Origin of the sequence: Nostoc sp. UHCC 0302 (assembly GCF_038096175.1) — a bacterium.
In the GTDB taxonomy this organism is placed as follows: Bacteria; Cyanobacteriota; Cyanobacteriia; order Cyanobacteriales; family Nostocaceae; genus UHCC-0302.
The window spans coordinates 13,226-37,423 of record NZ_CP151104.1; the positions used below are offsets into that span (position 1 = coordinate 13,226).

Consider the following 24,198-nt stretch of genomic DNA (forward strand, 5'->3'; position numbering starts at 1 on the left):
AATAATGTCATTAGCTCTTACTTGTTGCGAAAGTTTTAGGCTATCGCTTTGGGGCTTAAAAATAATCAAACGCGAAAGGAAAGATTTTTTCGTTGGTTATTAACCTTCGTTACGATCAAGAGTAATTTAGATGCGTTTGCCCTGCCAAAGATGGCGTACTGTGCGTCAAAAATCAAAATTCAGTTACCGTTAAAGTGCCGCAGGTATGCCATACATACTCCATGAGTTAACCATGTTTTTATCATAAAAATCGGTTCCAGGAACTTCCTGGAAGTGGTAAGAACTGACTGGAGAATGACTGATAAATGCCATGAGTTTTACGTTATTTTGACTGAGAATTGCCACAGAAATGACACACTCTCAATTTGCCTGTACTGGTCAGCCAAGCGCGTACAATTTTCTCGTTTTGGCACAGTGATGCCAAGTGCGGTTTTAGGTGGGATGCACTGATATGGGCCGAACGTCAGATTTTCATCACCAAGAAAAAGGGCAGTGACTCTGGGGCACATCCCTTGAGAGACGATGAACTGGGATTGCTTAAGGAACTCAGAGAGATGTTGCCCCAGGGCAAATATATATTGGTACGATGATGCCTAAAGTGTCGGGACTTTTAGGGTGTAAGCCTTGGGTTCAGAAGGGGGAAGCAGACGCAGATCAAATTTCTTTCTATTGCAGAATAAGTACATACCCTAGATAATTATGCAGTTTTCTGCAATGAGGCGATCACATTTATGCATTCTCCAGGTATTAAACTGCACGCAAACAAGCAGAAAAGTTGGATGTGTAACATTAACTTTTAATTTAATGTATAACTCATTGCCAACAGTAATACAGGGTATATGGCTAATATTGTAATTTCAGATTTGAACACTAATAAGGGGTGGATCTAGCGAAGCTGTCATCAGGGGCAAGATAGCTGAAAACTATTGCTATATCTACGCTTAAGCATTTTTGACATCGAACTAGAATTTCTGCATGAATGCACTGCTACTTTTCACCCCATAATTGCTTTTCGCCTAGCACACAGAATTATAAATACTGTTTGGTTGGAATCTCTGGATTGGGCTACAAAGCTTTATGTCAAAGAGTTTTAGTCAATTCACGCCAAAATATGATCAAGCCCTTGCTGTAAAACCTGTAAATAAACTTAATAAATACTCCGGTTTTGTAGCTATAGATACCTAAGCTTTGTCCCTGGGGTCAATTTTACTCAAACATCGCTAAAACCTATATATAGTAAGAGTTTTCAGTCTATCTTGCCCCTGATGACAGCTTCGCTATATTTACCCCTATTGGTAGTACTCTGCACCCTCAAAAAAAATAACGCCTCAAATATAGACAGACAAAGACTTTCAGCCAAGCGCGTACAATTTTCCCGTTTTGGCACGGTGATGCCTACTTCATTCCGATGAAAGAAATAAGGAGCTTTCTTTGAGGAAAGGTGCGCCTTTTTCAGTTTCATACAACAAAGCCTTTTTAAAGCTTTCCTTACTGTCAATAATTACAAAACAGGAAATTGGAAAACTATGAATATCAAAATGCCTCGCAGAGATTTTTTTGTAAAAGGTGGTTTAGCCCTGACTGGATTAGCATTACCTAATCTTAGTCAGAAAGCTTACGCTCAAAGAACACAGGAGTATCCTAACGCTGAACCTAGTCAAAAGGCTGTTATTGAATATACGGCTCATATAGAGGGTTTTGGCGACACCAACTTTATCCAGCAACCTTTTTTATGTGGAACAACGGGGCAAGAAAAAAGGTTGGAAGGATTCTTAATTAGACTTGCACCTAGTTCTGAAAATGTAAACTTGCGATACTTCGCGCACATAGAAAGCCAAGGAGACACAGGCTGGAAATTTTTGAATGAGTATTGTGGTACTAAAAACAAAGGTCTTCGATTAGAGGGATTTGCAATAGAACTTACAGGGTACTCTATAATAAACTATGACGTTTACTACTCCGCACATCTTCAGGGCACAGGAGATACACCTTGGTACAGAAACGGCGAGTTTTGTGGTACGAGGGGGGAAGGAAGAAGGGTAGAAGCAATTTCTATCTTTATTGCAAACAAATTTTGATGTTTTGTTATTAGGCTTTTAATAACTTGGTTTTACAGCCTGGGTGATGTCGTGGAAACTTTCGTTGGCAGGTTTCCACGACATCACAAAATCATCGCGTAACGCCCCAAAACCTTAATTTGACGTGAGCGCCAGTCAGGGGTGACTCGACTATTGCAAATACTTATTTATTCAGGGGGCCACACAACAGATATAACCCCATGATGGAGATCGCATGATCAAACAAAAAAGCGGTTTTAAGTAGAAGGCATCACTGTGCCAAAACTGGAGAATTGTACGCGCTTGGAACTGATGCTAACCTCAACGCTATAAAAATCAGTTGTTTTGAGCAAATGGCACACCTGTATTTATCACTTTTGACTAGCTAACGCCTTTCTTTATGGTGCAGAGAACTGCCAATTCTCTGCACCAATGAACTGAGGATAAACAGCCGCTCACGGGTGCTGTGAAAATGAGTGTCTAAGATGCTTGCTGGGTAAAGCTTTCAGTCTTAGCGTACAATTTTCCCGTTTTGGCACGGTGATGCCTATAGTCGTAGTCTGTCCGCACGCAACAAGAACGCAAGACACTTGATTTATGATTCGAGAGCTTGAACAAAAACGTCGGAGAGGAAATTTTCCAGAAAGGGATGAAATTCTTGCAATTGTCGTCCTCATCTCCGTTGTTGGCTTATTTACGCTTGCGCTCATTGATCCAAGCGCTCGCTCAACTTTTGCAGACTTAGCAAAAGTTACGGTGGGGGCATACATCGGCTTACTGATGCCGAAAGGAGGCGGAAAATAGCTCGTTTCTAAGCAGATAACTTGTTAACAGGTTATTAGTTCTGATGCGATCGCATTGCTTTTAGTTCTCTTGTCAAGCGCGATCGCATCTCTTTTGAACAGAGTGTAACTTCAGCTTAGAAGATGTAGAAAGCAAACGGGTGCAAAAGTACCAAGCCCTTATAAATATGTACGTGATGCTTAGTTGGAACAAATGTATTGCCAGATGCCATATCCTGATGTTCCTTCTTGAACAGGTGACATAGGTGTTGATCCTGATACACTGTCCAAAATATATTTGTCAGGCGCATATGTTGTATAACCTCTTAGAGAAAGAGATGGATAATTACAGTTTGCGGCGTAACTAGAACTAGATTCCACTGCTCCACCGTGTTCTACAGGATAAGCGTACTTGGTTATTACAACAAGATAACCCCTGTTCTGCCATCCCTGGCGTTCAGATGATCGTTTAAGACTGTTAATTCTGGCATAAATCTTGTCACCAGCAGTATTCACTGCAATTAGTTTGTGTCCTGGTATTTCTTCCGTTGTTTGTTGAGCAGGAGCAGTTGGTAAAGCGCCGCTGCCGAAGCATTCTTCGTTTCCAGTTTTTGGATTAATCCAATAGTTTGTGCAACTTTGAGCGCTCACTTGTCTTACAGGTATAAGTGAAAACAGGATACTTGTAAAAATTGAGAGACTTAGAAGCCTTAAAATTGACATATTTTTTTATAGAAACATAATTTATAGTTCCCTGTTTTCTTAAAAAATAAACATATTTAACTTAATATAATAAATCTAGCAATATTAAATTATTTGTGAACACTCAATATTTCTGTTAATCTTTCTTCTATGTCCCTCTGGATCTCTGCTTGAGATTCTTTTAAAAATCTATGCTCACGACCTAAATAAGATAGCTTTAGTTTTACTAAATGGTTGTGATCACTCTCTTACCCCAAACTTTGTAATGCTTAATATTCACTTCATATTAATGCACTCATTAATAGCTTAAGTAGTTTAAGTAGTTTAAGCTAAACGGACAGATACACCTATAGGCAGTTATAAATACAGTATCTTGAACCTTGCAAATTTCATAAAATAGAGACATCAAACAAGTAAGCTATGATCAACAAAAACTCAGCGCATTATACTGCTAGCAAGGGATAGAGATAGAACATATCCCTAATCTACAATTTCGTATTTAGTAAATTAATACTTAGGGATATACGTGCTGATTCAGGGATTTTATAAAAGCTAAAATTAAAATTGATTATAGCGTCTAAAGATTTACTTTATAAATACTCTTTAAAGTATTTACGAACTTTTTTAGCAGCGGAAGTTTCTAAACTTAGACATTCCTCAAGGATACAAATGCTGTATTCGATAAGCTGTTGATCACGAGATGGATCTTTAATTGGTTGCATGGGAAATTTTCCCCCATGAAAAAGATTGTTCCGAACTCGGCGCACAGCAATCAATAACCATTTTATAATAGGTTCTCTTTGATCCCAAGGCATATCTTTCCATGAGAGGCAACCATCCAAGCTAACTTGCTTTTGAGGTGGATATTTAATGAAGTATTCCACAGCTTGTTTAAGTTGCTGCGATTGATACTTTTCAAAACATGAACTTAGGTCAGTAGCAAATTTGTCCCAGTCAGCAGATACTCCAAATTTGTTTTCCTGTAGATAACCTGCTCGCTTAAGACTGTACTCAAAACGAGAGAACACAGCGAAGAAGTCAATGATTATACGTTCATCAGTATTAATCTGAGCAAGCAACCCTTGAGCAAAATCTGGCGTTTTCATGAATTGGCAGTGCCTCCTCCCAAAGACAGGATACTTAATAAGTATAATAAAGGACTCCTTACAAATAAAATATTCAATAAAAATCAAGATTATACATTTAAAGAATAATGATAATTATTGTTAGGGTGAAGAAAGTTCAACCTAACAATAATTACTCAAACCGATGCTAGTTTATGCTACTTTGTTCGCCTAACGCCCCAAAACCTTAATCTCTCGTTGCCAAACCCCACTCATTGCCGACTATTGCAAATAACTATCATCTGTCTCACCCAGACAGTTGACACACGCTGATCACAAAGCGCTAAAGCCGTCAACAGAGGCAGAATAATATTGAAATCAGATCAAAAAAGTTTAGAGTTGTGGAAATGCCCCGTACCCCTTTTGAGATGACGCGGCTGGAGGTCTGATGATTTGGCAAGCTTTAGAGCTAGATTGTGCTATTGATTTTTACTTCGGTGCTGTAACGCTTTCTAAGTGGATTGCCGACTATGTAGAAGCAGAAGGGCCTTTGAGTTTAGAAAAGGAATTTAAAACGTTTAATCGAGCTGAGCATTTGGTTTACGAAATTCTCCTGCCGAAGTTGACTGGTAAAACAAGGGAAATGCTCAGACATGAAGCAATAGTAATTGTTTTACCGGGTGATGCATTCTTTTCCTTAATAGGGCTTCTATTCAAATTTGACGAGACTGGGAATGCTGTCATTGCCTGCCCAAAGAGATATTTGTCTATCTGGCGAGAGTGGTTCCGCATTGATCTAGTTGGCTACGAGCTTGGGCGCACAGCTAAAGTTAACAGCGATTTATTGCTAGAGCATCAAGTGGTAGCTAAAGAATGATTCTCGTGAATTATGGCGAATTACTCGATTAAGGAGAGCCTCATGTCATCATTGCCAGGGACAAAGCACTCTAATATCGCCTCCCTACCAGAAAATCCGTCCACGCTTAACACGGCTTTTTGTTTGCCGTACTCTGTTTTGAACCTCAACACTATTGCTTTACACCCATGCCGTGTACTGCCTGGAAAGTGAATCATCACTCGTGACCCTTTGACAATCGCTCTTATAAGTTGAGGGGTGATCTGGGGGTGATTGTTTGACTTTGAGGTGTCAACTGAGGTGTCAACCACCTCTAACCCTTGATTAGACGTGCTTTCTTGCACCTGGGGGAAAGACTGGTTGACACCTATTTCATTAATTTCCCTTGAGTTTTCAGAAAATGCAGCAGGCTTGTGATTTGCACTACTCAGTAGAGAGCTAGCTGTATTTTTATCTTCGTTGTCAATTTTTGGGGATTTTTTTTCAAGAGGTGTCAACCCAGAGTCTATAATGCTTGATATATCTGGGTTAGAGGTGGTTGACACCTCGGTTGACACCTGGTTGACACCTGGTTGACACCTCGATTCATCTAATGTCAGTCTTGAGGACACAACCATTGATATATCTGGGTTAGAGGTGGTTGACACCTCAATGAAGTTCTGGTTGACACCTGGAGGAGATAAAGTTGACTCTTCTGTTAGAGCCTCTCTCCACACATAGGTACTTTTTCCGCCGACTTTCTTCGGGAACTTAGCCCAACCCAACCTTTTGAGTGACTCAGCCACGCGCATTTGAGAGGGCTTGTCATGACGCCCCACCTCAATGTGTAAGGAATCTGAGAGAATTTGAGTCACAGTCACCTCAGCGTGATTGTCCAAGTACAGAGCTATCACCTCTTGCCAAGAATCAGTCGATTCATAGCGCTTATTCATCAAAGCGTTGCGTCGCTCCTGTTCTTTGGTCAGCCACCACTGTTGCCCAGCTAGGTAGGCGTGGACAGCGGCGGCCCAAAGTCGATCTCGTTCAAGATCAAGTGCCTCAGTGTCGATGCACTCAACCATCACTGGCGTCACCCAAAAACGGCGATGCCCTTCCGGGTCAGCCAGAAAGTCATCGGGGTTGACGCTGGCGACCAGGATGGAAGTTCTCTTGAAGCTTTCGATTGACCGACCATAAGGAACGCGGATGTTATCGATTTTGGTTGTGAGAAACCCTCTGAGGCTGGCGATTTCCTTCTTTTTGAAAATCGCTTCAATCTCAGCCATTTCCAGCAACCAGAAGCGGCGCAGTTTTAAACGCTCATCCTTATCGCCCCCAGATGAACTAGCAATTGTGTCATCGAACCAAAACGGATTTACGGCTAGGCTTTCCCAGAATTTCGACTTCTGCCGCCCTTGCTTACCTTGGAGAGTGCATACTGTATCTACTTTGCATCCAGGATCAAACACCCTCGCTACAGCTGCAATCATCGTGTTTCTTAAGAAAACGTTGTGTAGCGGGTCGCTGGTTCCCAAGTAACGGTAAGCGATGGATTCTAAAAGCAGTGAATCAGTAAACGAGGCAGGGTATTCAGTAGCTACCTGCTCAAGATACTCCCCAACTGGGTGATATGTCCTTTCTTTGGACAGCATCTGCACAATTTGTGAGGCGGTGTCATTCCCCAGGTCAATGTCGAACTCGATGGCAATTCGCAGTGAGATAGTGTCGAGGTCTAGGCGTTCCCCGTCTAGTTCGCACTCCATCAGCATTGAGTTGTAGCGCAAGCGATCTGCCCATCTATCTTTAATGAGTAAGTAGGCAAGTTTTTTCTTGCTCTTAGCTTGTTCGCCCGATGAGAGCCTTTTTGCCCGATTAATTTTGCCTATCGCCTGCCCGTAAGCAGCATCGAAAGCTTCGCTCCCCTGGTTCACAATCAGGTCGTCCAAGCCCTTACCATGCCTGGAATCCCAAATAATATCGGCGGTGTAGCAGCCCAGCTTCCCTAGTGCTGTTTTTAACCTCTTTCGCCCAGCGTTTACTGCTATCTGAGCGCTGCGCTTATCATCTCGGTCAAGTGCAATCAACCAAGTTGTCTCTTCTTTGGCGAACCGCTCCAAATCCTCTACTAAGGTGGTATCATACCCTGTTGCACCGCAAAGGCAGCCATATAGGGCAGTCATCACATACCCATAAGATATGCCGCATAGTGCTTTTTTAGCTCCCTCGGTTGCACCTCTGGGGATATCAATATTTACTACCCAGTCCCAGAAACTGCCATCTATCGGCACTTCTACCCCGTATCGCTTGCTGATTAGCTGCCGTATTGTTGAGGGAACCGGGGGCAGGAATGCCCGGTTGCCGCCTTTCTTGGGTGCTAGATAGCTGTATGGGCGCTGCTTTTTTTCATCCCATAAACTCACTATTACCTGCCAGACAGAGCCATCCTCATTCATGAGAAATGCAGCATACAACGGTTCATTGGCATGATGCCCAAAGCGAATGTAGTCCCATCCCAGAGCCTCGTGTATGGGGGCCTCTACATCCCCGCCGTCGCTAAATTCGTTGTCTTGGTGGAAGCGTACACACGCTTCAAAAAGCTCTCTTTCAATGCCACTTCCTTCAATGAAGGATTTACGAATATAGGCTTGGAACTCTTCAAAGCTCTCAAACTTGTTCTGCCGTCCCTTTTGTGGGGTGCTGCTGGCTGTTTTGGGATTGCGTGGTGCTGGGTCTTGCGCTCTTGGGGCTGACTGTGCTATAGTGAACGGATCTGAATTATTATTCCGCACTGCGCCATGATTTGATCGTCCGGGCGCATTCTGCGTTTCTTGCGTATTCATTTGTGGCTCCTTAATTTGGTGATTACTTTCGATAAAGATTGAGTAATCCCTTTCGCTTTCAGGCAGACCACTGTTAGGCTAGAGCTATACAAAAAAATTCAATATTTAGCGTTGCGGTAGGACTAACCGCTTTGGTGACGACTGACAATCGTCTTGGTATAGCTTGCTCTAGATAGTAAGAGTAGTGGCTTGCCCCAAAGTAAGTTGGGACTACCCTTTTTTTGCGTGTTTTTAGGCTGTATCTATAAAAACATGAATTTTTAGCCTGTGCGCGAAAAAAATAATGAGATTTTGTACGCTTTGATATGCTGGATATTCAGTCTTACCTAGCTTGTGTCAATAGTTCCTGCTGATAATTTCAACGAGTTGACCTCTGCTGTTAACGCGTCTAAGCGCGAGTGAATGTATAGAATCTGTGCTTTTGTCATGCTGTTTCCTTAGTATTCTGAGAATCTTTCCAAGCAAAATATTCTTTTAATAAGTCTTCTAAGCCTTGACTATTATCGACCTCACGTTCTAGGCAAAACATTTTAAATCTTCTAAATAAATCTTTTGGTATGTGACCACGTAAGGCCATGTAGTCTGGATCATCTTTTTTGGCTGACACGGTAGCTAAATATAAATTTCGCAACTTCTGTCTCCATTGAACCATAAGCTTTACAGAACGTCTAAAAGCGAAGTTGTTAATTAGCATAGTTGCAACTTCGCAACTTATCAACTATATTAGCAGACATAAGGCAGAAACGCCAGCGAGAGACAAGATACACGTTTCTCTGGCGTCTTCAGCCTGCGAATTTATTTTGAGGGAAATTATGCGAGTAACAATTAGGCAATCTTTGCACCCATTTATCAGCAATAAAGCGCAGGAATTAGGCATTAATGACCATGCAGAAGTAGTTAACTTTCTTTTACTTCAGTTTTTGCAGAATTCGACGCTGGCACAGCAAGAGTCTAGTGGAAGCATTGATACTCAGTAGTGTTTCACAGAAACGTTTCATGAAACTGTTTCAACGGTTGCATCAATGTTTCAGCTTCATTTCACTCTGTGAAACGCCACTGATACTCGCCTGAAACATGAAACATGAAACACAAAAAGCTAGTTGATGACGATTACTTTTCCAAGTGACAGTGACGACAAAAAGTTGAGGACTTCCATCAGATGCCAAGACCTAAAAAGCAATCAACACTTATAAGCGCGAACGCACCCAACACAAACGAGACTGAAACTCTTGAAAGTATTACATCCATGCCATCAAAAACATTTATTCATTTGATGCTAGATGCTGGGCGCTCCAGTATTAAATATCAGGCTTTTGTTAATAACGAAACTGGCACAACACCAGTGATGAAAACTGAATCCTTGGTGTGTTGTGTGCCATCAGTACCTTTTGGAGAATTAGGAGCTTTCAGCCTAAGTCGAGCCAAAGATGAAAACAACAAAGATGTTGTAGAGCATTGGGTTGTTGGTAGCTCTGCCAGATTGCAAGGTAAAGAGTACATAGCGATGAGTGATTCTGAAAATTACAAAGTAGACTACTTCCCTGTCCTTGCATTAGGCGCAATTGCATCTCTGCCGAATCTGTTTGAGTTATCTACAGGCACTTCCGACAAACGTAGAACCTTACATATTCGTTTATCAACGTTATCTCTGGCTAACCCACTGTCACTAAAGAAAGCCATCTCACAATGCAAATGGATAGCGGTAGATGGTGTTAGATATCGTCTGTGCTTCTCCAAGCAGGGCTTTCTTGGATTTCCAGAGGGATATGGCGCGTCACTTTGGGCAAGCGAACGCTTTGACGATAAACAGTTCCACACTTTTGATATTGGATATGGTACAGCCACAATCAGCGAATACAGTAATCTCGGCAAGTTACCAAAACGCGTAACTTGTAGTCCAAATGGTGGCGGTGGTGTTGCCACACTAATTAAAGAATTTTCTCTGGCATTGAGCAATACTGATTCTTCTAAAATGATTCGCCCCTCCCAACTGCGCGAGATTTTAGAAACTGCAACCGTTAGCGATAACGGCATAAGTGCGATTGCACCCGATGGCGAAAACATTGGAGCCGAACTAGAAAACGCTATTCATTCATGGATGAAAGATTCTCCCTTGGCTTATGCCCTAGATGACTTAGGAGTGAAAGCACGTCGATGCAAGGTCGCTTTGTGTGGCGGTGGATTTGCAATCGCACCTGTGCAGATGTTGATTAAGGAAAGGTTACTCAAGGCAAGCATTCCCGAAAGTAATTTGTTGATTCCAGAAAATCCTGGAACCGTTGCCTTATCAGAGATGAAAAAACTTTACTTAGGAGAAACGACTGATGTTAAACAAGCGGCTTAATTACAACGTACCGACTGACTTGACCCCAGCTATCAGAATGCTTGCAGAAATGGATGGCACAACCCCCGCTTACTGGCTGAGAAAAGCTTTAGAGAAGGTAGTTTCGGAAAGGTTTTCTGTCAATAACAATCATCAAATCAACTTAAGTAATTTGGAGGCTTTGAGAGGTGAATAATATCAAGCTTAAGTCAGTTACCACAGTTGTCATTGGTCTAATATCTGCTTTTGTTTTTGGCTATGTAGGCTCTCAAAAACTCGGAGCGCTTACAACTGGAATTATCGGCATTCTTGCAATTACATCTGGCGCTATCACACTTCTTGCACAACAGCCTAAACCTCGGTCTCGTAGGTTGCACGTTCAGAGAGGTGCGAAATGAACAGCATTTTGAGTACAGAAGAAATAGTAATAATTCTTGCTGGTGTTGAGCAAACTTTAAGGTTGATTCAATCTACTCCTGAATATAGAAGACTGCAAACATCGGAGCATTTTACTACATCAAATGACTTGGTTTTGAATGATGCGATTCAAACAATTTCTGAAGTTTTATCTGGTATCGAACAAGTACAACTTGCTAACAGTTTCGATGAGCCATAATTATGCGAACGCTTGACCGGAGAAGAAAAGCGTTCGCACCCAAGGAGCATCAGGCATTCAACTGATACACACAAAGACAGGATATCAAAATGGCGCACCCCGTAGGATTTTATTCTCTCGACCATGACAATGCACTCATTAAAGATATGTGTGAAACATGGGGGGAAGGGCTAGAAAAGATGAGCGAATCAGACACACTCTGGCTAATTGCACGTATAGCCCATGAAGCATGGTTAGAGTGTGAATCTTCTACCGCTCCTAGCAACGAAGCCTCCTTCGTATGTCAGCGACTGCATGAGTTAAAGCAATGGGAAAAACTTGCATTGATTAGAGCAATCGCACAATGAAATGTACAAGAAGCAATTGTATTTAGCCCTAACTGGAGTCTTAGTCTGCTTCTTGCCTGTAATCATTCCTTTAGTACCCAAGTTGGGGGCTTATGCAGAAGCCGAGAGATTAAAAGCCACCGAAGGATTAGAGCGTAAACGCATAGAAGAACGGGCTAAGACCAGTGATGCCTTATATGAAGCCGGAGTCATGCCCACAACTCGCTCTCTAAGAATCACAAATTATTTTGACAGCAGTAAACGCAATCCCAGACCAGACACAACCCTATATCTTGATGACGAGATTGTTGATGTCTTTGATGCTTCTGGGCGCTGCATAGGTCGGATTGAAGAAGGAATTTGGAAGTGGAAATACAAAGCCAAAGGGATTTGTAAAAGCGTTCAAAATATCAAACCAGTAAGGAGGAAGTAATGGCTAATGGATCATCAAGTGCAGAAAGTAATAGTACTGGTAACACTGATGGTAAACCCAAGGGTAAGAAGCGAACGCTTGGTGAAATCATTGATTTTTGCGCCAAAGCTGTTGTGATGATTGTTGGCTTACCCATTAGGGCAGCCGCCGCGATCGTTAATCAGTTTGTTGCTAACGGTGGTGCGGGTCGTGCATTAGTTGGCGGGATTTTATTTATCGGCGGTTCCATAATCAGTGCTGATTCAACTTGGCAATTAATCTTTACTGGGCCCCCTGTTTGTCCGTGGTTTGAGCCGACTTGGAATTGGCTAAATGTGCCGTTTGCACTGTTCAACCCCTTGTTTTATTTGGCATTTATGGTTTCGGTAGGTGTTCAGGTAATCGAAGCCCACGCCCTACGCGGTAAAAACCCAGATTCAGCTAGGCGGGAACTTCAAGATCACATGGTTTATGAGCTTGAAACAAAGCCTAGTGGCAAGATTGACTTAGTAGGCCAGCTGTGGCAAGACTACAAGACCGCAGGTACACGCGATCGCTCTAGTGCAGGGCTGGTTGTGATTGCAGTTTGGGTGTTCGATATTGTCACCACTTTTGCAGCTCGTAACCCATTCGACTACACAGCCCCATTTATGATTTTGGGCTGCATCTTATTTAATATCGGCACAATGATGGCAGGTGAAATTGGGTTTGCCATCTGGCGCTTGACCAAAGACTGATAATCAATAGCCGCTAAATTGAGCGCGAACTTTGGCGGCTTCTTAACTCAATAAGGGATTTAACTTGTGGAAAATAATATCCCCAAAATCACAACTAAACAAACAGAATATCTGCGATTGCAGTATCCTAGTCTCTCGCATTTAGAAGCTGGGAATATTTCTGAATGGTTGCAAGAGCGCAAGGATCAATTATTTGAAATGGCGCGGTCGGCTGAGAATGAAGCAGACATGACCCGTGTACTTGGTTTGCTGGCTGGGGGTATAGGAGCGGTTTGTTATGCGGTCAATCCTTTGGCTATAGTTGGTGGTTTAATTGGCGGCGCTGCATGGCTATGGTTTATAGTCGAACACTCCAACCGCACTAAAGAAATTGCACCAATACCATTTGTACGTGGCAACTTTATAGACGCGGTTGCCCGTGCTGGTGACTATGATACTCGGAGCAATTATCAAGCAGATCATCTTGCTAATACCGTTAAATTCTTAGAGCGACAATCAGCAGAAGAGTACGCCTTTCTTCATGCTGAGTTTGAAAATATTGGGCAGTATTTAACGCAAGTTGAACCAGGAAAACGTTTTTATGCTTATCGCTGGATGTTTGGCTGGTTTGGCAAGCTCAAGGGTCGTCAGCTACCCACTTATCAAAGTATGGCTCTCCATTTACAGGATGTGACCATTGACAGCCGTGTGAATCTGTCGGAGATAAGTGCTATTGCACAGGCTCAAACTCAGTTACCACCGACCGTAGATATTAAACAGTTTCAATCACCACAGATAGATATTCGCCACAGTCCCCAAGCTTCGGAACTTTCTAGACCGGAGGAGTTACAGCCATCAGCGCAGGGGCTTGCACCAGAGACTATAACTCATCTCCCTCTGACGAATAGAGCAAACGCACTCATCGCTGTTTTAACGAAAAGTGGTTTCCAAATAGAAGACATGATGAGTTCTCAAGTGATAGCGATTGCAGGTACTCAGCGAGGTGGCAAGGGAACCTTAGCAGCAATCTTGGCAACATTATCTCTAGCTTTAGATTCTGAATTAAACACCCAATATTTTACAGCCGGGGTAGACGTTTACCCCTTTAGTTGCAGTCTGATTTCTGCTCTTAAATACCCGGTAAAAGATGCGGACGGTGCAGATAAACTAGTCGCCCGTGACTTGCTTAAATTTCTTAAAGGGTTAGATGCAAGTGAACCTTACTCCCACAAAAACTTACTTCTTGTGATTGATGAGGCGATGCGGTTGCTGTCCCTACTTGATGAGACAGATCGCACTTGGGCTATCCAATATTTACTTTCTCGTTTCGCCAAATGTGGCGGTACATTAATCATTGTCTTGCACGGCTCAAACCTTACTTCTGTGGTTGGCAAGGCGACAGCAGGACTGGCAGACACCTTTAAGCAATCGGTTAACTTTATTGGGTGTGTAGCTCAGTCTGTTAGTGCTGGTGGGTTGCGAAAGATTAATGTTGCAAGTGGTGAATATTTTAAGGCTAACCCTAATAACTTTGCCGAACCTGTTAGCGGTGGCAATCTGGGAATGATTCCTGAATGGTTGAAAACTTCATTGCACCCAGGCAATGGACAGCCAGATCCAGCTAGAACATTACTCAAATTTTTCCCCGAACTGGTGCAGCATCACGAGCCAGTAGTTATGCCCAGAGGGGAGAAAATTGCACCACCAGACGCAGTTAATAAACTGGAGTCTATTTTCTCAAAGCCAACCCAAGAGGTTGAAATTGCAGAGGTAGAAGAATTCGTCAGTATATCTGAGGCTGATCAGGAGCAAATTTTAAACATTGTTACTTCAGCCGTTGCTACACCAGTTAGCTTTGCAGCTATTAGAAATAGCCGAAAGTGGGGTGAAGATAAACCAAGCGTTCGTTATTTAAGAGCTGCCTTAGAACTTCTTGTTAAATCCAAGCAATTGAAGGGTAGCGAGAAAGAGGGGTTTACCGCTTTTTAATATGAAATCCCTTTAACGACACGCGAATAATTTGACTAAATATCCGTTCGCTAGCCAGAATCTCTCACAGATTTTACACCCAAACTTTGTACAAAACATGAATGCTTTAGCATTCATAATAGTGAGGAATAAATATTAATGCACCCGATTGATTTTAAAAAACGTTGGGATTTAACTTATGAAGAACTAGCGTTAGTTCTTGGTTATGAAAGCACACATACCCTTCGTTGTTGGGCTAGAGTTGGAAAAAATCACCGTAATCCTCAAAACCCTATCTTTGTACTTTGTAGACTTTTAAATGAAAAATGGGAGCGAGAAGGCAAGGTCATTGATAGTTATTTATCGAGGTAATCCTTAATATATACCCGATAATATCCGAAGATAGGAGAATTAACTCAACCCCAAAAAATAGCAGTTATTGTCTAGGTATAGTTAGACTATCCTTAGACAATAACTGCTATTTTAAATCTGTTTATTGAATTCAGCTACCGAATTACCTTGCACCTCGTTTTTGATTAGGATCAGTACCAAGATATCGTTCAACTCTCTGTAACTTGGTATTAGTAAAACCAGTGCGCTGCCAGATAGCTTGTAGATAGTTATTGAAATCATTCGATATTTTTACTGGAATAAACTGATTAAATGCAAAGAAACTCGACAAAGTAAATATCGCGGTAAACATCCCTATCATTCCATATTTAGCTACTGGTTCAGAGCGATAAACCTCTTTTTCTATGGTGATAGTCTGAGGGGGGTTCTTTTTCAACTCCTGAATAGCCGTAGTCAAGTTCTGTGTGTGAGTCAACAACTTGTCCCAGTTCTGTTTCAACTGCAATACTTCGCTCTTCAGCCCTTTGAATTCTAAGCTCTCTAATGTTGCTGTTGACTTGGGCGTATTCTTTAACTGCATCATCAAGGGAGTTAATTGCTGCATCAAATCGGCGTTGTTCTGCTCGGACTCGTTCGAGGAGAGATTCTGATTCTTCAATTCCTTTGTCAGGATCTCGATTGTCGCCATTGCTTTGGTTAGTAGTTGACTCTGAACTAAATTCGTTTGCGCCCATGCTTGTAACTCTACCCTATCCCTTTCACGTTCAGTCTTTTGTGATTGCTTAAAACTTTCAAACTCTCTATATAATCTGCCCAGTGCCGTCTTCACCTCGCCCAGTTCACTGCCCTCTACTAAATTTGCAGTTAATTCCGGGCTATTGTTGTGATCACCGTTGCTGTTCATTAGTTTTCTTTTGACCCCGGCGAGAAGTAGATGCAGTTGCTTTTACTTGTTTTGATGTTGAAGTTTTAGACGGCTCAGCAGCTGGAATTACCTCTGGTTGCTGCAACCCCAAATAATCCCCAGCCTTTTCAAGCTCTGGTTTAGCTTGATCTAAAAACCCACTCACTAGTAGGTAATCTCCAAAAGGAAACCCATTCTCTTCAGTAGCTGCTGAGTAAGGCAGACCCTTTTCTGTTAGTGTGTCAAATGTCGAATAGTCTAACTCTGGCATTTCTATTTCTATGCCTTTTAGTTCGGCTATAGCTGCCGATGTTTTGCTATTCTCCCAGCGCTGAAAACCTGAACCTTTATCCCAGCAGAGATTTTTTACCACTACATAATCAGCTTTATCCCCACAGAATTCAGCCATCGTTTTTAAGCTAGTTATCACCGAGTATCCCAGGTTTAATACAGTCACTAGCGTTACCCGATAGCCTAAATCACCTGCAATCTTGAATAGTCCAAACTTACTGATTATCTCTCTAGTTTTATTGCTTGATGCCCCTGGCATATCTACTATTATTGAATCTGGCGATTCGGCTTTTATCTCTGTAAAAAAGCGTTTCGCCTCTGCCACTTCCAGGAAGTTCAACAGCCTCACCCCTGAGCCAAAGTTTTGATAATATTCATACAGTTCTGGATTCTCTGTATCTGCGTCATAAGCTGAATAATTAATTCCCTTTGAGTGGATTACATCCAGTAGCAAGCGAGTAAAGGCAGTCTTACCTGTACCACCCTTGCCTCCTAGTATCATCACGATGCGTTTCATAGTTCACTCCTATCTGTGATGTTGAATTGGGAAGCAGCCTTAGCAGTTGGTTTCTTTCTTTTTGTAGTTGTCGATGGGGATGGCTCAGTTGATTCACTACTATCAGCAGATGAACTATCTGGCTCTACTGGCGGTGTCACTGAGTCATTAGTTGCAGTTGGTTCCGAAGTTGATGATGGCTCTGAATCATCATTAACTGCTGATTCAACCACTGAAGAATTACTCGAACTCTTATCAGTTGATGTTGAAGCTCTTTTATGAAAACCCTTAAGACCACTGGCGGCTAACTCTACCCCATGACCTTTAAATACCTCAGATATATCTTCATAGTCATAGCCAGCATCCAACATATCTTGAATCGGTTTAGCTAAACTTTTGACTAAATCTGAGAGGCTAATAGTTTTAGGAGTTGCCGCTTTCTGTTTGAGACTAGCTTGAATATCTTCTACTTTTGATAAAGGAACAGCTTTTGGTTTGCGGGGCATACTCACCAGTAATAACAAATCACTTCATTGTAAAAAACTCGTTGCCAAAAAAACTTTAAGTTTCTTGTGTATATGTGACGAATATCAACAAAAAATACTTGAGCTACTAGTGAGGTAGACTAGTGTGAAAAAGCAGTTATCACGTGAATCAACAACATAGTTCACCAGCCTGAGCAGCATTGCCCAATAGACCTAGCCCTCGGTTACACCGAGGAGGTTACAGAGGGGCGCTCTAAGAGTGACCCTATCTCTGACTCCCCCAGTCCCTGGTGATGCGCCCTGGTTCTGGTTTGTCCTATCCTGTCGCTGAGGGTGAGGCAAGCAATACATCGTAACGCGCCTAGCGGCGCTCTTTTCCTTCGGAAAAGCGATGTAATTGCTTGTTGGGGGTGTCCCCCAAACCCCCAGGAATCAGGTCTTGTCAAGGGGTTAATAAATAAGGAAAGGTTCCGGGTTATTCGCCTACCTGCGCGGCACTGCGTGCCATTGCAGCTACAGCGAATAACCCAGTAAAAAATAAATATTGAAATAGCTCTCCGCCTAATCAGTTATGCAACCAGACCCCCGCGCTGCTCTAAGTAATCAACTAGCTGACACATTAAGTAATCGTTCAGTATCACGAGATGATAAGCGAGAAATAACTATCACGTTTCGGGTGAACTCTGCCGAAAAAGCGAGGCTAGAGCAGCGATGTAGTGGAGTGGTGCAAAGTGACTATATTAGAGCGAGATTATTTGACTACCCTTTGCTACATCCCAAACTGATCATTCCCGAAGTTAACCGACAAGCTATATATGAGTTAAAGAAGATTGGGAACAACTTGAATCAGCAGACTAAGGCGATTAACGAAGCTGTAAAAATTGGGAGTCAACCGCTGACGGTGGAGGTGAAATCATATCTGAGAACTATTGAAGAACTGACAGCACTTTTAGAACAGACTCGCCAATCACTCACCCAGACAACAGCAGAGGGTTAGTGAAATGATTACTAAAATCAAAGCTAATAAATCATTTAATGGCACTACTAAATATGTATTACAGAAAGAGAAAGCCAAACTTATTGGCGGGAATATGTACGGTCTCAGTACCAATGAACTGGTAGAGCAGTTTACCCTATCAGCCCATCTTAACCCTCAGCTTAAAGACCCTTGCTATCACTTAATGTTGTCAGTTCCTAAAATAGATGGGACTCTAACTGATGAAAAATTGGCGATTATGTCTGAACGTCACTTCGCCAATGTTATTGTCCTATCGCGCCTAAAAGGTGATGAAGCCCAAGTTAAACAGCCAGAGAAAAGGATAGCTGACACAAAATTAAAACACCTCGTTGATGAATTTATTGAGACAGAACTCCCGGCTTATGACTTCTTCATAGCCCGACACTCAGACAAAGAACACGACCACACCCACATCGTTGCATCTAGGGTCAATAATCTAGATGGTAAATCCATCCGCACCTGGAACAATTACGCCCATTCGGAACACTCCGCCCGACTGCTAGAGCGAGAATTTCAGCTAACCCCAGTCCAAAGTAGTTGGGAGAGTAAGCAGAAGGCTATGACTCGGAACCAACTGGAACGGGTCGAACGCGATGGACTTCCAGGTGAAGAAATAATGCGCCGAGCGATTGAAAAAGTAGCAGAAAATAAACCGACAATGCCCCAATTAATTGAGCAGTTATGGAGAGAACATCAAGTTAAAGCTATCGTTAGTTATTACGGCCGCGGTGGGGTAAGAGGTATCAAGTTTGGTATTGATGTCGGCTCAGTTAATGAAGATGGTTCGTCCCGACTACTGTGGAAACAGGGAGGGAATCTCAATAAATATAAGTGTTCTTTCGGCAAGCTTCAGACAGAATTGGGGATAAACTACGACCCCAAACGGGACGATAGCGAAATTAAACGCTTAAATAATTTCTTAGAATCTGTAAATAATAACCAAGTTAATCAACAGCTAGTATCAACCATATCACCTAAACAATCTCAAATTATAGTCGAAACTAAATACCAGCTAACCCCAGCTAAATCAGTTCCAGAACAACGACTTAGGTCAGAACTCATAAATACAATCTCTGACTTTATTGAACAGTCAGTAGTTGAATCAACTTTGATTGAAACATTGCCACAGTTAACAGAACAACTGTCTGAGTATCAGCAGAATTTATCAGCCGGAAGAACCACATTCGACGAGCTATTAGCGGCGATTGCTGAAAAAGAGCAGCTTAGAACACAAAGAACTGTGGATGCAATCTCTGACTTTATTGAACAGTCAGTAGTTGATGATGCCTTAAGTGAAACAGTATTAGAATTAACGCAACAACTTTCTCAATACAAAGAACAACTTATTACAGTTAAAGCTACATTCCATGACTTGGACACAGTACTTGCTAATGACTTGCAATCCATTAGAGAGAATCGGATTATTTCATCCATCTCTGACTATGTTGAGCAATCTGTTATTGAATCAGCATTAACCCAAACAGTATTAGAAGTAACACAACAACTTTCTCAATACAAAGAACAACTTATTACAGCTAAAGCTACATTCAATGACCTAGATGCAGCCCTTGCTAATGACTTGCAATCCATTAGAGATAAACGGGTTATTTCATCCATCTCTGACTATATTGAAGAATCTGTTATTGAATCAGCTTTAGCTAAAACCGTATTGGAGGTAATACAACAACTTTCTCAATACAAAGAACAACTTATTACAGCTAAAGCTACGTTCAATGACTTGGACACAGTACTTGCTAATGACTTGCAATCCATTAGAGAGAATCGGGTTATTTCATCCATCTCTGACTATGTTGAGCAATCTGTTATTGAATCGGCTTTAGCTGAAACTGTATTAGAAGTAACACAACAACTTTCTCAATACAAAGAACAACTTATTACAGCTAAAGCTACATTCAATGACCTGGACGCAGTACTTGCTAATGACTTGCAATCCATTAGAGAGAATCGAGCTATTTCATCAATCTCTAACTATGTTGAACAATCTACGATTGAATCCACTTTAACTGAAACTATATTAGAGGTAATACAACAACTTTCTCAATACAAAGAACAACTTATTACAGCTAAAACTACATTCAATGACCTGGATACAGTACTTGCTAATGACTTACAATCCATTAGAGAGAATCGAGCCATTTCATCAATTTCTGATTATATTGAGCAATCGACTGTTGAATCTGCCTTAACTGAAACAGTATTAGAACTAACGCAACAACTTTCTCAAAATCAGCAGCAGCTATCAGCTGGAAGAATCATATTCGACGACCTGGAAGCAGCGATTGTTTATTTGGAGCAACTCCATAGATCACAAAAAAAAGCGGATGCAATTGCTCTTAATAAAGCTCAAACTTTAGCCACAGATAAACCAAAGCTAAAAGATAATCTAAGAGCCGAGTTATACAAGTATTACAGCGCCGACTTGCAAAACTTATTAGTGACTGACCGAGATAAAGAAATTGCTACACGGGCGCTATTAGATAATAAGCCAGCCCAAGATGTTGAAGAAATTCTCCAAGTTAGTCCAGCCGGATGGACACAAGATGAAGCCAGAGAATTGGTACTAATCGCTAGCAATCAACTGGCAACTCAAAAGTCAGAACCAGAACAGTCACTTGACCAAAAGCAGCGTATTGAATCAGAATTCTTAGCTATAGCTGTACCTATTGCTGTTGAATTAATCAACTGGCAATTAAGAGAAACTGGCTCAAATAGCCTTAGATTCAAACGTGCAACTCTAGAGAAGCAGGGTAGAGAACTGGTATTTACCCATGATGAACGAGGTGAGATTTTTCGAGTGGCAGTCAACCGAAACCAGTCAGGTGAGCTTGAGTATTCACCGATTCATATTGGGTCAGTAGAAATAGAAGATATTCAGCTTTGGCAAAAAGCAGAGCGTGTATTGCAACAAATAAGAGAAGAAGCAGAGCGACAAGAAAGAAAACAGAGTAAAGGGATGTCTCTCTAGGTGATGGCGCAACTCTTAACCGCTTCGCTCAAATAGTCGGTGTCTGCCACTGCCACAAATCCTATCTGGAGCCAACCAATTTGTTGCAGGCATCGGCAGACACTCCGCTACGCCGCCTATTTGTTAAGAGTTGCTTGAGTCACTGTGGTGTGGATTTATAGCAGAAGCATTTTCTTAAATTTTTTACCTTAGTTTTTGCAATTTAAGCATCGTCATACATATCATCAGCCACAGAAAACCGACTCCATAACCTGCAATTATGTCTGTGGGCCAATGGACTCCTAAATATAAGCGGCTCAAACCAATAGCAGCAATTAAAATAACTGTCAAATTGTAAATAACTTTGGCAAACTGAGGATAGGAAGTAGCTAACTCATAAGCAATAAAACCATAAAGCACCATAGAACCAAGTGCGTGACCACTAGGAAAACTAAAAGATTTTTCAGAAATCAATTGATGCCACAGTTCAGGGCGAGGTTTAGAAAAAAACAACTTTAGCCCTGTATTTAAAATTAATGCTCCCAAGCAAGCAAGTACAAAAATTTTTGCATCTTCTCGATAACGTCGCCACCAAAGTAATAACAAAGTAACTCCTGCAACCACAACTACGGTTTTGGGATTACCAAGATTTGTAATGAACAACATGAAATTATCTAAGTTGGGATTGGCAAACTGATGTAGCCATAACAAAAAATTAGTATCAAATGTAAAAGTCTCTCGCTCTAAGACCTCTTGGGCTAGTTTTGCTAAAACAAAAAGAATGAGCAGACAACTAACAAGTCCAACAATACTAATAGCGGCAATTAATGTAACTAAACGAGGATGTATATAACGCAACCAGAAATGAGAAAGTTGTCGTAGCATATTTAAATGTTATTCATCGTCAAAAGACCTAGCTACTGCTAGCGTAGGTCGGCGGAAATACAGTTATTAGCTAAAATGGGTAAAAATTTTTCAAAATAAGCATTCGTTTTCTACTCAAGTGGATGACGTACTTTTTTCTCCTTTTGCACAGAAAAGAATAGGACAAGTGCTAGCAAGATAAAGGCGATCGCGGAAGCATATTCCCTTGGTAGTGAGAGACCACCATCTTTGACTGGCTTAGTCAAAAAATCTCCGAAGGTGGCTCCAAAGGGGCGTGTGAAGATGAAAGCTAGCCAGAATAGAAGAATATCGCTCAACTTTGTTATGTAGTGAAGTGCGATAACAACACCAATGACGCTGGCCGTCACCAATGCCCCCTGAATATAGCTTAGTTCTAAGTTGCTGGTAAGAAAGTCACCAAAAGCTGTTCCCAAACTGTTAGAGAACACCACAGCCAGCCAATAGGTTGTCTCTGCGTCTTTCCTAATGATGGGATAAACGCTCAGGTCTCGATCTCGGTAGTACCAGATAGCAAGAACGCTTAACAGACTGGCTACCAGAATCAGCGATCCCACTGCATAGCCCAGCCCGAAAGATCGATCCATCAAGTCGGAAATTTCAGTTCCGGCTGTGGTTGTGGCAATGATCGCCAACCAATAAAGGGCTGGACGATATCTATCTCCTTGAATTTGAAAAAATAGGAGAATAGCTAGGATGGCGAACGTTACAGCAAAAGCTATGTAATACCCCAGTCCAAGGGTCATTGAGATGAAGTCACCTGCTGTCTCGCCAAGTGTCGTGGCGATAATCTTCATGATCCAGAAGAAAATTGTGACTTTTGCAACTTTATTCATTTCTTTTTCACAATAAAAAATGGTAAGCCATCATGAATCTATTCAGATTAGTGCAGTTTGGTAGAAACAACTGAATGGTGCGCTTGAAAAGTTCTAAGCTATGTGGAATAAGCACTATAGCTTTTAAAGCTATTGAACAGTGAAGGGATGGGTCAGGCGATCACAAATTGCCAACCAAATCGCCTCTTTACAAATAGAAATATGCCCAAGTTCGATAAGGCAATCAATTATCAATCTTCTCGGTCAATCGGCACTAAGCCTGATTTCTTACGCTTAAGGCTTAAGTAAATTACTAGGCTGATGATTATACAGAGAAAAAACACACTGGTTCCAACCGTACCATAGCCAAAACCACCATTTTTAGTGGGTTGGGATAGTAAATCACCTACCGATGCTCCAAATGGACGAGTCAAGATGTAAGCTAACCAGAATGCCAAAACAGCATTCATTCTCAAGTAAAAATAACTACTAGCTATGATTGCAATTGCCGCCCCAAATATTAATGCTGATTGTGTATAACCCAACCCCGAAGTCTCAGCTAAGAGGTCTCCTGTTGAAGTACCCAAGGCAAATGTCAGTAAAATAGCTACCCAGTAAAAAATTTCTCTTTTAGCTGTGTTGATGGAGTGCATGGCTAATGTCTTTTCGCTGAAATACCAAAACGAAAAAACTGCCAACAATACACAACTAAAAACTATGCTAGTTGTCACCAAACTCACTCCAAAATCATCTACCAATCTATCAGTAATTAATGTACCGACAATACTTATCAAAACAACTACTAACCAGTAACTCAGTGGAACATACCGCTTCAGCCTAAACTGATTTAAAAGTGCAATCAGTAATAAACTGCTCATAATATATGATGTGATGCTTAAACCAAAGTTGAGCGTTATTGATAAATAATCAGCCGCAGTTTCGCCTACTGTCGTTGCCATAATCTTAATAATCCAGAAGTAAATTGTCACCTCTGGAACTCTGTTTAAAATCTTCCTCATGATATTTATTATTTTTGATTTTCGATGGAGATGAAATTAGAGAATACGCGCTCAAGCTATTTTTATAGCCTAAATTTAGCGTAGTTAATAAAAAATCTCCTGCTATTTCTCCCAGGTTGTTGACACAAATATTTATTTGATCAATTTTTCTCTGATTTTAATTATGTGCATAATGATTAAACTTTACACGGCAAAAGTAAAGAAAAAGTCAAGATGTGATTTTAAGTTTATTTTTTAATAAAAATTAAACTTAAAATAGCTAAAATCTCTAATTAAAAGTGCATCCTGACATCTAATTTTCAATTTATAA

At 41.4% G+C, this 24,198-nt stretch carries 26 protein-coding genes; 15 read left to right on the forward strand and 11 right to left on the reverse strand.

Features of this window, described 5'->3' with window-relative positions; all coding sequences use genetic code 11:
* Positions 1-189 precede the first annotated feature (189 nt).
* Positions 190-312, reverse strand: coding sequence for a hypothetical protein (locus WKK05_RS41825; RefSeq protein WP_341532279.1), 123 nt, complete (start codon positions 310-312; stop codon positions 190-192).
* Between the two features lie 1,214 nt (positions 313-1,526).
* Here WKK05_RS41825 and WKK05_RS41830 point away from each other — a divergent pair.
* On the forward strand, positions 1,527-2,078 hold the full coding sequence (locus WKK05_RS41830; protein WP_341532280.1) for a hypothetical protein: 552 nt from the start codon (positions 1,527-1,529) through the stop codon (positions 2,076-2,078).
* A 576-nt stretch (positions 2,079-2,654) separates the two neighbouring features.
* A complete protein-coding gene (locus WKK05_RS41835; protein WP_341532281.1) occupies positions 2,655-2,861 on the forward strand; it encodes a hypothetical protein in 207 nt (68 codons plus the stop codon).
* Positions 2,862-3,040: 179 nt separating this feature from the next.
* Here WKK05_RS41835 and WKK05_RS41840 read toward each other — a convergent pair whose 3' ends face one another.
* Positions 3,041-3,490, reverse strand: coding sequence for a hypothetical protein (locus WKK05_RS41840; RefSeq protein ID WP_341532282.1), 450 nt, complete (start codon positions 3,488-3,490; stop codon positions 3,041-3,043).
* Positions 3,491-4,131: 641 nt separating this feature from the next.
* Entirely contained in the window at positions 4,132-4,647 is a 516-nt protein-coding gene (locus WKK05_RS41845) for a hypothetical protein (RefSeq protein WP_341532283.1), read from the reverse strand.
* Positions 4,648-5,053: 406 nt separating this feature from the next.
* On the opposite strand from WKK05_RS41845, the gene WKK05_RS41850 reads away from it, so the two are divergent.
* Positions 5,054-5,482 carry a hypothetical protein gene (locus WKK05_RS41850; RefSeq protein ID WP_341532284.1) on the forward strand — a complete coding sequence of 143 codons (429 nt, stop codon included), beginning with the start codon at positions 5,054-5,056 and terminating at the stop codon, positions 5,480-5,482.
* Positions 5,483-5,502: 20 nt separating this feature from the next.
* Here the strand turns inward: WKK05_RS41850 and WKK05_RS41855 are convergent, their stop codons facing one another.
* Both WKK05_RS41855 and WKK05_RS41860 read right to left on the reverse strand, forming a co-directional pair.
* Complete coding sequence (locus WKK05_RS41855; protein ID WP_341532249.1) at positions 5,503-8,280, reverse strand: VapE domain-containing protein; 2,778 nt, start codon at positions 8,278-8,280, stop codon at positions 5,503-5,505.
* Between the two features lie 424 nt (positions 8,281-8,704).
* Positions 8,705-8,932, reverse strand: a complete 228-nt coding sequence (locus WKK05_RS41860) for a hypothetical protein (protein ID WP_341532250.1) — start codon at positions 8,930-8,932, stop codon at positions 8,705-8,707.
* 160 nt (positions 8,933-9,092) lie between these two features.
* On the opposite strand from WKK05_RS41860, the gene WKK05_RS41865 reads away from it, so the two are divergent.
* The 10 genes from WKK05_RS41865 to WKK05_RS41910 all read left to right on the forward strand — a co-directional run bounded on the left by WKK05_RS41865 (position 9,093) and on the right by WKK05_RS41910 (position 15,013).
* A complete protein-coding gene (locus WKK05_RS41865) occupies positions 9,093-9,257 on the forward strand; it encodes a hypothetical protein (protein WP_341532251.1) in 165 nt (54 codons plus the stop codon).
* A gap of 182 nt (positions 9,258-9,439) precedes the next feature.
* On the forward strand, positions 9,440-10,624 hold the full coding sequence (locus tag WKK05_RS41870) for a hypothetical protein (RefSeq protein ID WP_341532252.1): 1,185 nt from the start codon (positions 9,440-9,442) through the stop codon (positions 10,622-10,624).
* On the forward strand, positions 10,605-10,799 hold the full coding sequence (locus WKK05_RS41875; protein WP_341532253.1) for a hypothetical protein: 195 nt from the start codon (positions 10,605-10,607) through the stop codon (positions 10,797-10,799). Before WKK05_RS41870 ends, WKK05_RS41875 begins: the two co-directional genes overlap by 20 nt.
* The gene (locus WKK05_RS41880) at positions 10,792-11,001 is read left to right on the forward strand and encodes a hypothetical protein (RefSeq protein WP_341532254.1); all 210 of its coding nucleotides are present in this window, start codon (positions 10,792-10,794) and stop codon (positions 10,999-11,001) included. The genes WKK05_RS41875 and WKK05_RS41880 overlap by 8 nt, the downstream gene beginning before the upstream one ends.
* Positions 10,998-11,219, forward strand: a complete 222-nt coding sequence (locus WKK05_RS41885; protein ID WP_341532255.1) for a hypothetical protein — start codon at positions 10,998-11,000, stop codon at positions 11,217-11,219. The genes WKK05_RS41880 and WKK05_RS41885 overlap by 4 nt, the downstream gene beginning before the upstream one ends.
* Positions 11,220-11,308: 89 nt before the next feature.
* Complete coding sequence (locus WKK05_RS41890) at positions 11,309-11,566, forward strand: hypothetical protein (RefSeq protein WP_341532256.1); 258 nt, start codon at positions 11,309-11,311, stop codon at positions 11,564-11,566.
* Position 11,567: 1 nt separating this feature from the next.
* Positions 11,568-11,978 (forward strand): hypothetical protein, encoded by a 411-nt coding sequence (locus WKK05_RS41895; protein ID WP_341532257.1) that lies wholly within the window; start codon positions 11,568-11,570, stop codon positions 11,976-11,978.
* Positions 11,978-12,694, forward strand: coding sequence for a hypothetical protein (locus tag WKK05_RS41900; RefSeq protein WP_341532258.1), 717 nt, complete (start codon positions 11,978-11,980; stop codon positions 12,692-12,694). Before WKK05_RS41895 ends, WKK05_RS41900 begins: the two co-directional genes overlap by 1 nt.
* A 66-nt stretch (positions 12,695-12,760) precedes the next feature.
* The gene (locus WKK05_RS41905) at positions 12,761-14,662 is read left to right on the forward strand and encodes a hypothetical protein (protein ID WP_341532259.1); all 1,902 of its coding nucleotides are present in this window, start codon (positions 12,761-12,763) and stop codon (positions 14,660-14,662) included.
* A 138-nt stretch (positions 14,663-14,800) separates the two neighbouring features.
* Positions 14,801-15,013, forward strand: a complete 213-nt coding sequence (locus WKK05_RS41910) for a hypothetical protein (protein WP_341532260.1) — start codon at positions 14,801-14,803, stop codon at positions 15,011-15,013.
* 142 nt (positions 15,014-15,155) lie between these two features.
* Here WKK05_RS41910 and WKK05_RS41915 read toward each other — a convergent pair whose 3' ends face one another.
* The 3 genes from WKK05_RS41915 to WKK05_RS41925 are packed head-to-tail and all read right to left on the reverse strand — an operon-like array spanning position 15,156 to position 17,189.
* Complete coding sequence (locus tag WKK05_RS41915) at positions 15,156-15,896, reverse strand: hypothetical protein (protein WP_341532261.1); 741 nt, start codon at positions 15,894-15,896, stop codon at positions 15,156-15,158.
* Complete coding sequence (locus WKK05_RS41920) at positions 15,880-16,704, reverse strand: hypothetical protein (protein ID WP_341532262.1); 825 nt, start codon at positions 16,702-16,704, stop codon at positions 15,880-15,882. Before WKK05_RS41920 ends, WKK05_RS41915 begins: the two co-directional genes overlap by 17 nt.
* On the reverse strand, positions 16,701-17,189 hold the full coding sequence (locus WKK05_RS41925) for a hypothetical protein (protein WP_341532263.1): 489 nt from the start codon (positions 17,187-17,189) through the stop codon (positions 16,701-16,703). Before WKK05_RS41925 ends, WKK05_RS41920 begins: the two co-directional genes overlap by 4 nt.
* Before the next feature lie 550 nt (positions 17,190-17,739).
* Between WKK05_RS41925 and mobC the strand changes: the two genes are divergently transcribed.
* On the forward strand, positions 17,740-18,165 hold the full coding sequence (gene mobC / locus WKK05_RS41930; RefSeq protein ID WP_341532264.1) for a plasmid mobilization relaxosome protein MobC: 426 nt from the start codon (positions 17,740-17,742) through the stop codon (positions 18,163-18,165).
* A gap of 4 nt (positions 18,166-18,169) precedes the next feature.
* Entirely contained in the window at positions 18,170-21,172 is a 3,003-nt protein-coding gene (locus WKK05_RS41935) for a relaxase/mobilization nuclease domain-containing protein (RefSeq protein ID WP_341532265.1), read from the forward strand.
* Between the two features lie 183 nt (positions 21,173-21,355).
* On the opposite strand, the gene WKK05_RS41940 is transcribed toward WKK05_RS41935, so the two are convergent.
* From WKK05_RS41940 to WKK05_RS41950, 3 genes are all read right to left on the reverse strand, one after another.
* On the reverse strand, positions 21,356-22,036 hold the full coding sequence (locus tag WKK05_RS41940) for a phosphatase PAP2 family protein (protein WP_341532266.1): 681 nt from the start codon (positions 22,034-22,036) through the stop codon (positions 21,356-21,358).
* 110 nt (positions 22,037-22,146) lie between these two features.
* The gene (locus tag WKK05_RS41945; RefSeq protein WP_341532267.1) at positions 22,147-22,890 is read right to left on the reverse strand and encodes a hypothetical protein; all 744 of its coding nucleotides are present in this window, start codon (positions 22,888-22,890) and stop codon (positions 22,147-22,149) included.
* 230 nt (positions 22,891-23,120) lie between these two features.
* On the reverse strand, positions 23,121-23,888 hold the full coding sequence (locus WKK05_RS41950; RefSeq protein ID WP_341532268.1) for a hypothetical protein: 768 nt from the start codon (positions 23,886-23,888) through the stop codon (positions 23,121-23,123).
* Positions 23,889-24,198 lie beyond the last annotated feature (310 nt).

Coding starts and splice junctions, on each gene's coding strand:
- WKK05_RS41830 (WP_341532280.1), top strand. CDS start 1,527: ATGAATATCAAAATGCCTCGCAGAGATTTTTTTGTAAAAGGTGGTTTA.
- WKK05_RS41935 (WP_341532265.1), top strand. CDS start 18,170: ATGATTACTAAAATCAAAGCTAATAAATCATTTAATGGCACTACTAAA.
- WKK05_RS41825 (WP_341532279.1), bottom strand. CDS start 312: ATGGCATTTATCAGTCATTCTCCAGTCAGTTCTTACCACTTCCAGGAA.
- WKK05_RS41865 (WP_341532251.1), top strand. CDS start 9,093: ATGCGAGTAACAATTAGGCAATCTTTGCACCCATTTATCAGCAATAAA.
- WKK05_RS41920 (WP_341532262.1), bottom strand. CDS start 16,704: ATGAAACGCATCGTGATGATACTAGGAGGCAAGGGTGGTACAGGTAAG.
- WKK05_RS41900 (WP_341532258.1), top strand. CDS start 11,978: ATGGCTAATGGATCATCAAGTGCAGAAAGTAATAGTACTGGTAACACT.
- WKK05_RS41945 (WP_341532267.1), bottom strand. CDS start 22,890: ATGAATAAAGTTGCAAAAGTCACAATTTTCTTCTGGATCATGAAGATT.
- WKK05_RS41915 (WP_341532261.1), bottom strand. CDS start 15,896: ATGAACAGCAACGGTGATCACAACAATAGCCCGGAATTAACTGCAAAT.
- WKK05_RS41890 (WP_341532256.1), top strand. CDS start 11,309: ATGGCGCACCCCGTAGGATTTTATTCTCTCGACCATGACAATGCACTC.
- WKK05_RS41875 (WP_341532253.1), top strand. CDS start 10,605: ATGTTAAACAAGCGGCTTAATTACAACGTACCGACTGACTTGACCCCA.
- WKK05_RS41910 (WP_341532260.1), top strand. CDS start 14,801: ATGCACCCGATTGATTTTAAAAAACGTTGGGATTTAACTTATGAAGAA.
- WKK05_RS41895 (WP_341532257.1), top strand. CDS start 11,568: ATGTACAAGAAGCAATTGTATTTAGCCCTAACTGGAGTCTTAGTCTGC.
- WKK05_RS41835 (WP_341532281.1), top strand. CDS start 2,655: ATGATTCGAGAGCTTGAACAAAAACGTCGGAGAGGAAATTTTCCAGAA.
- WKK05_RS41870 (WP_341532252.1), top strand. CDS start 9,440: ATGCCAAGACCTAAAAAGCAATCAACACTTATAAGCGCGAACGCACCC.
- WKK05_RS41845 (WP_341532283.1), bottom strand. CDS start 4,647: ATGAAAACGCCAGATTTTGCTCAAGGGTTGCTTGCTCAGATTAATACT.
- WKK05_RS41885 (WP_341532255.1), top strand. CDS start 10,998: ATGAACAGCATTTTGAGTACAGAAGAAATAGTAATAATTCTTGCTGGT.
- WKK05_RS41950 (WP_341532268.1), bottom strand. CDS start 23,888: ATGAGGAAGATTTTAAACAGAGTTCCAGAGGTGACAATTTACTTCTGG.
- mobC (WP_341532264.1), top strand. CDS start 17,740: ATGCAACCAGACCCCCGCGCTGCTCTAAGTAATCAACTAGCTGACACA.
- WKK05_RS41855 (WP_341532249.1), bottom strand. CDS start 8,280: ATGAATACGCAAGAAACGCAGAATGCGCCCGGACGATCAAATCATGGC.
- WKK05_RS41850 (WP_341532284.1), top strand. CDS start 5,054: ATGATTTGGCAAGCTTTAGAGCTAGATTGTGCTATTGATTTTTACTTC.
- WKK05_RS41925 (WP_341532263.1), bottom strand. CDS start 17,189: ATGCCCCGCAAACCAAAAGCTGTTCCTTTATCAAAAGTAGAAGATATT.
- WKK05_RS41860 (WP_341532250.1), bottom strand. CDS start 8,932: ATGGTTCAATGGAGACAGAAGTTGCGAAATTTATATTTAGCTACCGTG.
- WKK05_RS41940 (WP_341532266.1), bottom strand. CDS start 22,036: ATGCTACGACAACTTTCTCATTTCTGGTTGCGTTATATACATCCTCGT.